Source organism: Micromonospora sp. 067-2, assembly GCF_046549295.1.
In the GTDB taxonomy this organism is placed as follows: domain Bacteria; phylum Actinomycetota; class Actinomycetes; order Mycobacteriales; family Micromonosporaceae; genus Micromonospora.
On record NZ_JAJPWB010000004.1, the window covers coordinates 132,558 to 144,362 of the forward strand.

General features: G+C 73.3%; 13 protein-coding genes. 1 reads left to right on the top strand and 12 read right to left on the bottom strand.

Annotation, left to right across the window (positions count from 1 at the left end):
• Positions 1 to 17 precede the first annotated feature (17 nt).
• A complete protein-coding gene (locus ACLJN9_RS10400) occupies positions 18 to 722 on the top strand; it encodes an LON peptidase substrate-binding domain-containing protein (RefSeq protein ID WP_410810941.1) in 705 nt (234 codons plus the stop codon).
• Here ACLJN9_RS10400 and ACLJN9_RS10405 read toward each other — a convergent pair.
• The 12 genes from ACLJN9_RS10405 to ACLJN9_RS10460 all read right to left on the bottom strand — a co-directional run bounded on the left by ACLJN9_RS10405 (position 637) and on the right by ACLJN9_RS10460 (position 11,797).
• Complete coding sequence (locus tag ACLJN9_RS10405; protein ID WP_410810943.1) at positions 637 to 1,485, bottom strand: DUF2567 domain-containing protein; 849 nt, start codon at positions 1,483 to 1,485, stop codon at positions 637 to 639. The two genes, ACLJN9_RS10400 and ACLJN9_RS10405, sit on opposite strands and share 86 nt — an antisense overlap.
• Positions 1,486 to 1,541: 56 nt before the next feature.
• Positions 1,542 to 3,242 (bottom strand): AAA family ATPase, encoded by a 1,701-nt coding sequence (locus ACLJN9_RS10410; protein WP_410810945.1) that lies wholly within the window; start codon positions 3,240 to 3,242, stop codon positions 1,542 to 1,544.
• Positions 3,243 to 3,338: 96 nt separating this feature from the next.
• The gene (locus ACLJN9_RS10415) at positions 3,339 to 4,367 is read right to left on the bottom strand and encodes a hypothetical protein (RefSeq protein ID WP_410810946.1); all 1,029 of its coding nucleotides are present in this window, start codon (positions 4,365 to 4,367) and stop codon (positions 3,339 to 3,341) included.
• Positions 4,368 to 4,409: 42 nt separating this feature from the next.
• Positions 4,410 to 5,354, bottom strand: a complete 945-nt coding sequence (locus tag ACLJN9_RS10420) for an RluA family pseudouridine synthase (protein ID WP_410810948.1) — start codon at positions 5,352 to 5,354, stop codon at positions 4,410 to 4,412.
• The gene (gene lspA / locus ACLJN9_RS10425; protein ID WP_410810950.1) at positions 5,351 to 5,965 is read right to left on the bottom strand and encodes a signal peptidase II; all 615 of its coding nucleotides are present in this window, start codon (positions 5,963 to 5,965) and stop codon (positions 5,351 to 5,353) included. Before lspA ends, ACLJN9_RS10420 begins: the two co-directional genes overlap by 4 nt.
• A 65-nt stretch (positions 5,966 to 6,030) precedes the next feature.
• A complete protein-coding gene (locus ACLJN9_RS10430; protein ID WP_074313014.1) occupies positions 6,031 to 6,450 on the bottom strand; it encodes a TraR/DksA family transcriptional regulator in 420 nt (139 codons plus the stop codon).
• 223 nt (positions 6,451 to 6,673) lie between these two features.
• Positions 6,674 to 8,173 carry a potassium/proton antiporter gene (locus ACLJN9_RS10435; protein ID WP_410810951.1) on the bottom strand — a complete coding sequence of 500 codons (1,500 nt, stop codon included), beginning with the start codon at positions 8,171 to 8,173 and terminating at the stop codon, positions 6,674 to 6,676.
• Positions 8,174 to 8,209: 36 nt separating this feature from the next.
• On the bottom strand, positions 8,210 to 8,908 hold the full coding sequence (locus ACLJN9_RS10440; RefSeq protein WP_410810952.1) for a hypothetical protein: 699 nt from the start codon (positions 8,906 to 8,908) through the stop codon (positions 8,210 to 8,212).
• A gap of 79 nt (positions 8,909 to 8,987) precedes the next feature.
• Positions 8,988 to 9,788, bottom strand: a complete 801-nt coding sequence (locus ACLJN9_RS10445) for a DivIVA domain-containing protein (protein WP_410810953.1) — start codon at positions 9,786 to 9,788, stop codon at positions 8,988 to 8,990.
• A 44-nt stretch (positions 9,789 to 9,832) separates the two neighbouring features.
• Entirely contained in the window at positions 9,833 to 10,138 is a 306-nt protein-coding gene (locus ACLJN9_RS10450; RefSeq protein ID WP_088949372.1) for a YggT family protein, read from the bottom strand.
• 30 nt (positions 10,139 to 10,168) lie between these two features.
• Positions 10,169 to 10,861 (bottom strand): cell division protein SepF, encoded by a 693-nt coding sequence (locus ACLJN9_RS10455; protein WP_410810954.1) that lies wholly within the window; start codon positions 10,859 to 10,861, stop codon positions 10,169 to 10,171.
• A gap of 192 nt (positions 10,862 to 11,053) precedes the next feature.
• A complete protein-coding gene (locus tag ACLJN9_RS10460) occupies positions 11,054 to 11,797 on the bottom strand; it encodes a YggS family pyridoxal phosphate-dependent enzyme (protein ID WP_410810955.1) in 744 nt (247 codons plus the stop codon).
• Between the last annotated feature and the right edge of the window lie 8 nt (positions 11,798 to 11,805).

Consider the following 11,805-nt stretch of genomic DNA (forward strand, 5'->3'; position numbering starts at 1 on the left):
GCACTAGGCTCGACCACGTGACCGTACGGCTGCCGGTGTTCCCACTCGCAACGGTGCTCTTTCCCGGGTTGGTGCTGCCGCTGCACATCTTCGAGGAGCGCTACCAGGCGCTGATCCGACACCTCGTCGACCTGCCCGAGGGTGCCCCCCGCGAGTTCGGGGTGGTGGCCATCCAGAGCGGCTGGGAGGTCGCGCCCGCCGGGTCCGGCGGGCGGTCGACGTCCGGCGGTGGCGATGTCACCCTGCACGAGGTGGGCTGCACCGCCGAGTTGCGCCAGGTGACTCCGCTGGCCGAGGGCGGCTTCGACATCGTCACGGTCGGCCGGCGCCGGTTCCGGATCGAGGATGTGGACGAGCGCTCCGAGCCGTACCTGACCGCCGAGGTCGAGTGGCTGCCCGAACCGTCCGGGCCCGACGAGGTGGCCGAGCTGCTGGCCGCCCGTGTGATCGCGGTGTTCCGGCAGTACCTCGGCCTGATCCGGTCCGATCCGGAGGAGATCTCCGAGCAGCTGCCGGAGGACCCGACCGTGCTCTCGCACCTGGTGGCGGCGACCGCCGTGTTGACCGTCGACGACCGGCAGCGGCTGCTGGCGATCGACGGCACCGCCGCCCGGCTGCGGGCCGAGCTGCGGTTGCTCAACCGCGAGGCGACTCTGCTGCGCCAGGTGCGGGCGGTCCCGGTGCCGCTGGCGGATCTGGGGTCCCCGCCGACGCCCAACTGAACGCCGCCGGGTCGGGCTCCGGGCGCAGGGACGGCCAGCGCGACCAGCCGGCCAGCAGCGTGTACGTGATGGCGGCGCCGAACGCCGGCAGGAGCAGGTCGCCGTGCGGCACCGGCAGCACGCCGAGCAGCCAGTCGACCCCACCGGCCCGCAGGTCGGCGGGTTTGGTGAAGGCCTGGCCGGGCGGGGCGTCACGCAGCAGCCGGTCGAAGGTGGCCAGGCCGACCCGCCGCCCCACCTGCCAGGCCACCGGCGCGGCGGCCAGCGCGCCCAGCACGGCGGCGAGCAGCCCGACCGGGCCGCGCCACCTGCGCAGCACGAACCACAGGACCAACGCCGCGAGCACCCCGAAGGCGAGGCCGAGGAGGCTGAACCAGCCGTCGGCGGCGATCGGCTGCTCCGGCTGCGGGTCGGCGTAGATCGCCCCCTCGGCGGTCTTGAGCACCGGGGTGTCCGGCGCGAGCGCGGCCCAGAGCAGCCCGAGCAGCGCACCCACCACGGCCAGCGCGAGCACCGCGCCGAGCACCGTCGCCGCGGCGCGCAGCCGGCGACGCGGCTGCTCGGCGGTCAACTCCAGCGAGCTCTGGTACGCCGTCGAGGGCGGGAAGGCAGCGGGGTCGAACCCGGCCGGTGGCAGCGGTCGGCCTGGCGGCGACACGGCCGGCGGCTCGACGGACGACGGCGTCGCCTCCGACGCCCCGGCCGGCGTAGGCCGACCGGTCTCGTCGACGGGCCGCTCAGGGTCGGGGGTGTCCGGGCTCACCCGATGATCCTCTCAGGCCCGGTGCCCGGCCGGGGCGCCGGTGCCGGCAGACCAGCTCACCGGGCGAACGGCTCCACCATCATGGCCGCGGCGCGCAGCCACGCCTGCCGGGTCTCCGGCTGGAGCTGGTGGTACTCGATCGACGAGCCGGTCTCCAGCGCCGGGTCGTACGGCACCACGGCCACCCCGCGCGTGCGGGTGGCGAAGTGCCGCTCCAGGTCGTCCTGCAACTCCAGGCGGCCCGGCGTCGGGCAGGAGATGAGGGTGATGGCGTTGTCGGCCAACTCCCCCATTCCCTCCTCGTGCAGCAGATCGAGCATCCAGTCGGCGCTGAACGCCGCGTCCTCACGGGGGACGGTGGTCACCACCAGCTGGTCGGCAGCCTGCATCACCGTGCGCCAGTTGGCGCTCTCCACGTTGTTGCCGGTGTCCACGCAGACCACATCGTGCGTACGCCGCAGCAGCTCCAACACGCGTCGGACGGTGAACTGGTCCAGGCGCTGGGCGAAGCGCGGGCTCTCCTCGCCGGCCAGCACGTCGTACGAGCCGTCGGAGGCGTGCCGCAGGTAGTCGTCGAGCCGCTCCAGCAGGGTCGCACCCTCCAGGATCTCGATCTGGGCCAGGTCGCTGATCAGGTGACGGATGGTCCGGGCGTGCCGGGCGCTGCCGGCGCGCAGCCCGAGGGTGCCGCGCAGCTCGTTGTCGTCCCAGGCCAGCACGCCCTGCCCACGGACGCTGCCGACGGTCGCCGCCGCCAGCACGGTCGCGGTGGTCTTGTGCACCCCGCCCTTGGGGTTGGCGAACGCGAACACCCGGGGCGTGCCCAGGTCCCGGCGGAGCACCCCGCTGGCCCGCTCCAGCTCCGGGTCGGCGCTCTGCGGGCGCCACTCGATGCGGGCCGGGTAGCCGCGCTCCGCGATCGCCGAGCCGACCGCCGGAGCGGGTGGCGGCGGAATCGCAGCCGGGGGCGTGACCGGAGGCGAGGGCGGTGCGGGCACCGGATAGCCGATCTCCGGCTGGTAGCCGGTCTCCAGCAGCGCGTACCGGGACTCCGCAGGCGGGTTGCCGTTGCGGAAGCCGTTGTCCAGCAGCGCGTAGCGCGACTCGACCGGCTCCGCCCCACGCGGCGGTGGCTCGGGTTCGGCACGGTACGTCGGCTCGGCCGCCGGCTCCGACCGGTAGGCGGGATCAGCCCGGTAGGCGGGATCGGCCCGGTAGGCGGGATCGGCCCGGTAGGCGGGGTCGGCCCGATGGTCCGGATCGGCCCGGTACGCCGGCGCCTCCCGGTACGTCGGATCCGCCCGATAGTCCGGCTCGGTCCGGTACGCCGGGCCGGCCCGGTAGTCCGGCTCAGTCCGGTATGCCGGCTCCGCCCGGTAGTCCGGCTCGGCCGGGTACGCCGGCTCCGCCCGGTAGTCCGGCTCGGCCCGGTACGCCGGCTCCGCCCGATAGTCCGGCTCGGCCCGGTAGTCCGGGTCCGCCCGGTAGGCGGGGTCGACGCGGTAGGTGCCCTCGGCCCGGTAGGCCGGCTCGGCACCGTACGACAGCTCGGCCGGATGCCCGATGGCCGATGCCCGCCCGGCGTAGCTGTTGGGGGCCGCGCGCCGCGGCAGGGTCTCCGGTGGTGGTTCGTCGGCCCGCCGCTCGGGCTCGGCCTGCTCCGCGGCGCGGCCGCCGAGCCGGGCGCGGTCCAGCAACGCCCGCCACCTCGGTGCTGGTTCGGCCGGCCGGCCCCAGCCGGTCTCACTGCCCTCCACGGCCCGCCCTCCCAGCGCCATCGATCTCCGTCTGACAGGCTACGAAGGAAACACTATTCGGACCACACCACTCCAGTGCACACCACCCGGCGCAGATCACGACGGGGCCGGCGCCAACGGCACGGGACCGTCGGCGTCCGGGGAGGTGGTGACGGGCGGCGGGGCGGGCTCACTGGGCTCCGCCGACGACGGCTCAGGTGACGAATTCGTCACGACCGGCGCGGGTTCCGACGATTCGCCCACCGACGCCGAGGGCACCGGCGTCGACGTCGCCAGCTCATCGCGCCCGTCCGGGGTCGCCTCCGGGGTCGGCCCGTTGTCGGCCGGCGGACGGACCACGTCGCGCTGCTCAGGCAACGGCGGTGTGAAGACGGTGCGCTCCAGCCGGTACACCTCGGGGGCCGGGTCGACCGCCCGAACGTCCGGCCGGGCCGCCACACCGCGTAGCTCCCCCGGCGTCGCCCGCACCACGGCCGCGTAGACGCAGGCGCAGCCGGTGCGGTACGCCGCCGCCTCGGCCGCCGCCACGGCCGCGCCGCTCACGTACCGTTCGCGCAACTCCCGCTCGGCAGCGCCGTCACCGCTCACCGAGGCGGCCCTGGCCCGGTAGTCGGCGGCCTCGGTGTCCTTGCGGACGGCCACCTGTGCCATCCCGGCGACCACGTCCTCCGGCACTCGCAGCGCGGGGACCTTCACGATCTCGGTCTGCCGGCCGGGCAGCGGCACCCGACCGAAGACCGTCGAGACCGACACGTCGCCGAGCACCGCCGCCAGTCGCTGCGGTGGCAGGTACGCCTCGAGCGTGACCAGGGCGTAGGTCCCGTCTCCGCTGGTCGGGACCGCGGTGGGCAGCGCCGCCAGGTCAGCGGCGGCGGACCGCAGGTAGCCGGGGACGGAGTCCCCGTCGACCACCCCGACCCGGGTCACCTCGCCCACCGTCCGGTCGCCGACCGGAGCGTCGCCGGATGCCCAGACCGCGGTGGCCAGCACCGCCGCCGAGGAGACCAGAGCGGCCCAGGAGAGCACCCCGGACCGCGACGACGAGTCGCCCAGCCGGGCCACGGCCCGGGTCAGCGGCGGCAGCAGCCGTTGGTCCAGCTGCCGCAGCAGGTCGCCGGAGCGCACGGGCGGGATCCCCTCGTCGGATCGGTGTCGGATGGCCGCCGCTCAGTCACGCAGAACCTGGAGCGCACGTTCCAGATCGTCAGGGTAGTCGCTGACGAATCGGACCTCGTCCCCCGTTCGGGGGTGCACGAAGCTCAGTTCGCGGGCGTGCAGCCACTGTCGGGCCAGCCCGAGCCGGGCCGAGAGGGTGGGGTCGGCACCGTAGGTGAGGTCGCCCACACAGGGGTGCCGCAGCGTGGAGAAGTGCACCCGGATCTGGTGGGTCCGGCCTGTCTCCAGCCGTACGTCGACCAGGCTGGCCGCCGGAAACGCCTCGAGGGTGTCGTAGTGGGTGATGCTGGGCTTGCCGCCGGAGACCACGGCCCAGCGGTAGTCGTGGGTCGGGTGCCGGTCGATCGGCGCGTCGACGGTGCCGCGCAGCGGGTCCAGGTGTCCCTGCACCACCGCGTGGTAACCCTTGTCCACCTCGCGGTACTTGAAGGCCCGCTTCAACGCGGTGTACGCCTGCTCGCTCTTGGCCACCACCATGATCCCGGTGGTGCCCACATCGAGGCGGTGCACCACGCCCTGCCGCTCGGCGGCGCCGCTGGTGGAGATGCGGTGCCCGATCGCGGCGAGCGCGCCGATCACCGACGGGCCGGTCCAGCCCGGGCTGGGGTGCGCGGCCACGCCCACCGGCTTGTCCACGACCACGATGTCGTCGTCGGCGTACACGACCCGCAGGCCGGGCACCGCCTGCGGCACGACGGTCGGCGGCGCGACCGGCGCGGGCAGTGTGACGTCCAACCAGGAGCCGGCCTTGACCTTGTGGGAGTTGGGCCGGGCGCTGCCGTCGACCAGCGCGTTCCCGGCGTCGACCAGGGCAGCGGCGGTGGTGCGGGAGAGCCCGAACAGCCGGGACACCGCCTGGTCCAGTCGCATCCCGTCGAGGCCGTCCGGAACGGGCAGCGAGCGGTGGTCGCCGCCTGCGGCGAACGCGGAGGTCATGCCCGCTCCCGCTGGTCGGCGCCCTGGCTGGCGTTGGTGTCGGTCGGGTTCTCGTCGCGGCCGGCGCGCCGGCCGTCGCGCTGACGGCCGGTCAGCTCCAACAGCACCGCCAGCAGCACGCCGCAGACCAGCGAGCTGTCGGCCAGGTTGAACACCGGCCACACCTGGCCGTACGGGTCGAACAGGCTGATCATGTCGACGACGTGCCCGTGAAAGGGGGAGGGTGCCCGGAAGATCCGGTCGACGAGGTTGCCGAGTGCCCCACCGAGCACCAGGCCGAGGGAGACCGCCCACGGCAGCGAGCGCAGCCGCAGCGCCATCCAGACGATCCAGCCGACCACACCGATGGTGATCAACGGGAAGACCCAGGTGTGGTCGGCGCCGATGCTCCACGCCGCACCGCTGTTGCGGGTCAGGCTGAGATAGATCAGCCCGCCGAGCAGCCGGGCCGGCTCCCGGTCGGTCAGCGCGGCCAGCGCGAGGTGCTTGGTGACCAGATCGGCCAGCAGGGCCACCAGGGCCACCCCGGCGAGGATGGCGACGGCCCTGGGCCGGGGTCTACCTCCGCCCGGATCGGTGCGGCCGGGTTCGGCGGACGGTGCTGCGGTCATGCGCTCCCCATCGAGGTGTCTCGGCGGTGATCACTCACCGTCTTCTCGCCGCCGGGGAGCGGACCTCAGCGCCGCTCCTCCAGCTGCTTGCACGTCACGCAGAGGGTGGCCGACGGGAAGGCGGCGAGGCGCTCAACCGGGATCGGGTTGCCGCACCGCTCGCACCAACCGTAACCACCCTCGTCGAGGCGCTCCAGAGCGCGCTCGACCTGCGTGATCCGTTCCAGAATGCTGTTGGCGAGAGAGATCTCCTGCTCCCGCTCGAGCGTCTTGGTGCCCGTGTCGGCCTGGTCGTCCCCGGCCGAGTCGGTCAGCCGATCGCGCTGCAACTCGGTGATCTCACTCAGCGTCTGATCGTACTCGGCGCGAAGCTCGTCCCGCCGCGCCGCCAGCGCCGCCCGGATCTTCTCGGTCTCGGCCGCGCTGCGGGTGGCCTTCGCCACCGGCTTGCGGCCGGCGGTCCTGGTGTCGGCTGGCTTCGCCATGGGTCGCTCCCTCGGCCGCGGCGCCGCATGGTCCGCGGCACCTGGTCAGGGGGCGCCAGCCAGGGCGCCCCTCTGTACGAAAAGGGGCGCACGGCGAGATGGGCCGTGCACTCCGGAGGTTGGCAAGAATACGGAACGTACCGGCGTCCGACAACGTGCCGCACCGTCGCACCGCTTAACAGCCCCGAGCCCTGCCTAACTGGGCAAAGGGAACGCTAGCAGATCAACCGTGCGGCTCATCCCCGTACTCACCAAACCACCGGGCCAGCCGTCCCCTGCGGCTGACCGCCCGCAACCGCCGCTCGGCGGCGTCCCGCACCCCGGCGGTTGCCACGATCAACAAGCTGTCACCGGTCTTCAGCCGGGTGTCGGGACCGGGCACGAAGCCCACGCCGTCGCGCAGCACCAGGGTGACCGATGCGCCCAGCGGCAACCGGAGCTCGTCGACGTGCACACCGGCCAGCCGGGAGCCCGGTGGCACCTCCAGCTGGAGCAGGTCAGCCCGCATCCGCTCCAACGGTGCGGTCTCCACGTGGATCTCGGTGGCCTCGGCAGGCGCGGTCATTCCCAGGCGGCGGGCCAGTGGCCCGAGCGTCCCCGTCTGCACCAGCGTGAAGATCACCACCAGCACGAAGACCGCGTCGAAGAGTCGCTCCGCACCGGGCACCCGCTCGGAGAGCGGAATGGTGGCCAACACGATCGGCACCGCCCCCCGCAGCCCCGCCCAGGACAGGAACGCCTGCTCGCGCAGGCGGACCCGGAACGGCAGCGCCGAGACGAACACCGACAGCGGCCGGGCCAGCAGCACCAGCGCCAGCCCGGCGACCACGGCCGGCAGCACCGCCGCGTCCAGCCGGCCCGGCGAGGCCAGCAACCCGAGCAGCACGAACAGACCGATCTGCGCGAGCCAGGCCAGCCCGTCGGCGAAGCCCAGGATCGCCTGCCGATGCGGCAACCGGGCATTGCCCAGCAGCACCCCGGCCACGTAGACGGCGAGGAACCCCGAGGCGTGCAGCACCGCCCCCGCGGCGTACGCCAGCACGGTGATTCCCACCGCGGCGATCGGGTACAGCCCGGAGGACGGCAGCGCCGCCCGCCGCAGCGCCCACGTGCCGGCCAGGCCGACACCCACGCCCACCGCGGCCCCGACACCCAGCTCGTAGGCGACCAACCCGGCCTCGAACCACCACGGGTGCGACCAGCCCTCGTGGGAGAGGAGTACCACCAGCAGCACCACCGGCGCGTCGTTGATGCCCGACTCGGCCTCCAGCGTGGCCACCGGTCGGGGCGGCAGGCGCAGCCGGCGCAGGGTGGCGAAGACCGCGGCCGCGTCGGTGGACGAGAGCACCGCGCCGTAGAGCAGCGCCAACCGCCAGTCCAGCCCGAGCGACAGGTGCAGGGTGACGCCGACCACCCCGATGCTGACCACCACGCCGACGGTGGAGAGGGCGGCGGCCAGGCCGAGCACCGGACGCAACGTGGTCCACCGGGCCGTCAGGCCGCCCTCGGCGATGATCACGATCAGCGCGCAGAAGCCGAGGGTCCGGGTCAGCTCGACGTCGTCGAAGCGGATGCCCAGCCCGGACTCGCCGATCGCCACACCCAGCGCCAGGTAGACCAGGAGGCTGGGCACACCGAGGCGGGTGGAGAGCCGGACCGCGCCGACCGCCACCAGGAGCACGGCAGCGCCCAGGAGCAGCGCGACATCCAGCCCGGGCGTCACGGTTGCCGGGCCCGGGCGGTCCTCACCCGGGCGGCCTCAGATCGGCCGGGCGTCGGCGAGCAGGACGGTGGCCGGCGCGCAGTCCCCGCACGGGGTGAAACCGAGCTCGACGGCCTCGGCGACCGGCAGCGTCTCGGGCATCTGATCGACCAGGTGGGGACAGTCGGCGAGGTGATAGCGGGGCCGACCGTCCACGACCTCGACGGGATCGGGCAACCGTGCCACCCGGGCCGCCTCGGCGGGAGTGAGCAGTTGCGCGGTCGGCTCGTCGGCCGTCGGGGCACCGGGGCGTGCGTCCCCGTCCGTCGGCGGCTCGTCGGCCGTCGGAGCACCGAGGCGTACGTCCCCGTCCGTCGGCGCCGCCGCGAAGGGCGGCGCCGGGCTGACGGGCGGCACGTGGTCGACCGGCGGCTCGGGTGGTTGCCGCCACCCGGTGCCGCCGGTTCCGACCGTCGTGGGCACATGCTGGACCGGCACGCCCGGCGGTGGCCCGTACGCGACGCCCGGGTCGGCCTGGGCGGCCGAGCGGGGCGTCGCGGACTGCCGCCGGCCGGTCCGACCGGGTTCCGCCGTCGCGCGGTTGGCGGCTGCCTGGCGGGCGCCCACCACCAACGCCACGGCGGCCAGCAGACTGGCCGCGATGGAGATGATCAACATGAAGCTGGAGCCACCGGCCAGGCCGAGCACCAGCAGCACCACCGCGACGAGGATGAGCAGAAGACTTGCGACTATCACGGCTCACCCCCGCCGCGTCGTACCGTCCAGGTTGGGCCGGCGACCGTCACCATCGGCGGACGCGATCGCCGGCCGGTGCTCAGCGGCCGGCTTCGAGGGCGCCGGAGCGCCCGCCGCCGTACGAACCGGCGAGACCCGCGGTGGCCAGCCCGTTGCCGCCGGCGACCCGGCCTGCCTCGGAGCGGGTCATCTCGGCCTCGAGGCCCTGGCCGCGACCGTCGAGGTCACGCAGCTGGCTCTCCAGGTACGCCTTGAGGCGGGTGCGGTACTCGCGCTCGAACTGCTTGAGCTCCTCGATGTGCTTCTGCAGCGCCGTGCGCTTGGCGTCCAGGCCGCCCATGGCCTCCTGGTGCCGCTGGCGGGCGTCCCGCTCGAGGGCGTCGGCCTTCGCGCGAGCCTCGCGGGTCACCTCCTCGGCCTTGCCACGCGCCTCGGACAGGAGCTGGTCGGCCTCGCGGCGGGCGTCGGACACGTGGTCGTCGGCGGTGCGCTGGGCCATCATCAGCACCCGGAGGGCCTGCTGCTCGCCGTCACCGGTGACCGCCGGGCCGCCGGTCGCGCGGACCTGCTCCAGCTCGGCCTGCATGGCGCGGGCGGCCTGCTCGGCGGACGCCTTGTCACGCTGCACCCGGTCCAGTTGGGCCTTGACATCGTTGAGCTCCGCCGCAAGTCGGGCGTCGCCGCCGGGGCCGGCGGGGGCACCGCCACGGCCGCCGCGCTCCACCTGGGCGCGCAGCTCGTTGTTCTCCTCGATGAGACGGGCGAGCTCGCGCTCGACCTCGTCCAGGAAGGCGTCGACCTCTTCCTCGTCATACCCCCGCTTGCCGATCGGCGGCTTTTTGAAGGCGACGTTGTGGACGTCGGCCGGGGTCAGCGGCATCGAAACTCCTCGGGTCAGTTGCGGCCGCGAAAGCGCGTCGGTCATCAGGCAGATGCCCTGATCGACGGCCCTAACACGAACTCCATCAGCACGAACAGGATAACCAGGAGCACAAGGGAGGCCAGGTCGATGCTCACGGTACCAATTCGCAGCGGAGGGATCACACGCCTCAACGCGTTGAGAGGGGGATCAGTGACGCTCCACACGGATTCCAGTCCTGCCGATGCTCCGCGCCCCGGCTGCCACCGGCGGCCGTACTGCAGGACGGCGCTCAGCACAAACCTGGACAGAAGAAGGAGAAGGAAGACATAGAGGACCAGGTACAACACTTGCAGCAAGATCGACAACACGGTCAGCGACGTCCCTCGGATCGGACGGGATCAACTCAGACTGAAAAAGCCGCCCTCAGCGATCTTGGCCTTGTCCTCAGCGGTGACCTGGACATTGGCCGGTGAGAGCAGGAACACCCGATTGGTCACGCGCTCGATCGTACCGCGCAGTCCGAAAGCCAGACCGGCGGCAAAGTCAACCAGACGGCGGGCATCGGCCTCATCCATCTCGGTGAGGTTGATGATCACCGGAACACCGTCGCGGAAGTGCTCACCGATGGTGCGCGCCTCCCGGTAGGTCGTCGGGTGCAACGTGGTGATCTGGTAGCGCTGCTCCTCCTCGGGCATCGCCCGTTCACGGGCGGTGGCCTGCGGCGCGAGGGCCAGGTTGTCCCTGGTGTGGTAGGTCAGCGCGCCGGAGGTCTCGCCGGCCGACGACCGGGTGATCGACCGGACGCTGGACCGCTCCGCCCGCTCCGGCCGCTCGCCGTCGCCCCGGTCGGAGTCGCTGACCCGCCCGTTCGCCCGCTCGGAGAGCCGGCCCCGCTCGCTGCCCCGCGCCCGGGGAGCCGGCGGCTCCTCGGTGTCGTCGTCATCCTCGTCAGCGAACTCCTCGGCGTACCTGCTCTGCCGGTACCGCGAGTCACGGTAGCCACCCTTGTCGTAGCCACCGTCGTCGTAGGCCCGCTCGTCGTCCTCTTCGACCAGACCGAGCCAGACCCCCGCCTTGCGCAGTGCACCCATCCCCGCGCCCTTCCGTCCGCCGTGCGGCACGCGCCCCCGTGCCATGTCGCCCGTCGCGAGTGGACAACCATGCCCATCGGACCAGAACGGCAATCCCCCTGGCGCGCGATTCGCGTCGCACGCCACGACCCCCGACAAGGGAACGCCGCCCCCGAAACAACACTGATGTAATTTGCTTCTTTCGCGGTCAGGCTACCGCAGCGTGGGGCGCATTCCGAGTAACGCGCTACCGACGCGGACATGTGTCGCGCCGTATCGGATCGCGATTTCCAGGTCCCCACTCATTCCGGCGGACAACGCGCTCGCTCCCGGATGGACCCGGCGGAACGCCTCGGCCACCTCGGCCAGCCGGGCGAAGGCCCGCTCCGGTGCCCAGCCCAACGGCGCCACCGCCATCAGGCCGGCCAGGCGCAGCGTCGGCGCCTCGGCCACCGCCTCGGCCACCGGCTCCAACCCGACGCCCGGGTCGGCCGAGTCCGGCAGCGCGCCACCCCGGGCCGGGTCACCGTCGATGCTCACCTGCAGCAGGGCGGCCAACGGTCGCTCCCGGTCGGCGGCCGCGGTCGCCAACGCCCGGGCCAGCCGGACGCTGTCGACGGAGTGCACCACGTCGGCGTAACGGGTCACCGAGCGGGCCTTGTTGCGCTGCAGCTGGCCGATGAAGTGCCAGCGCGGGCTCACCCCGGCCCCGGCCACCTCGGCGGCCTTGCCGGCCGCCTCCTGGTCGCGGTTCTCCCCCATGTCGGTAACCCCGAGCCCGGCCAGCGCCAGTACGTCGCCGGCCGGGTAGGTCTTGGTCACCGCGATCATCGTGACCTCGGCAGGGTCCCGGCCGGCGTCGGCGCACGCGTCGGCGATGCGGGCCCGGACCAGGGCCAGGCTGGCCGCGAGTTCGACCCGCCGATCCGGTCGTACCGTGGCTGAGCTGTCGGTCATCGGCGGTG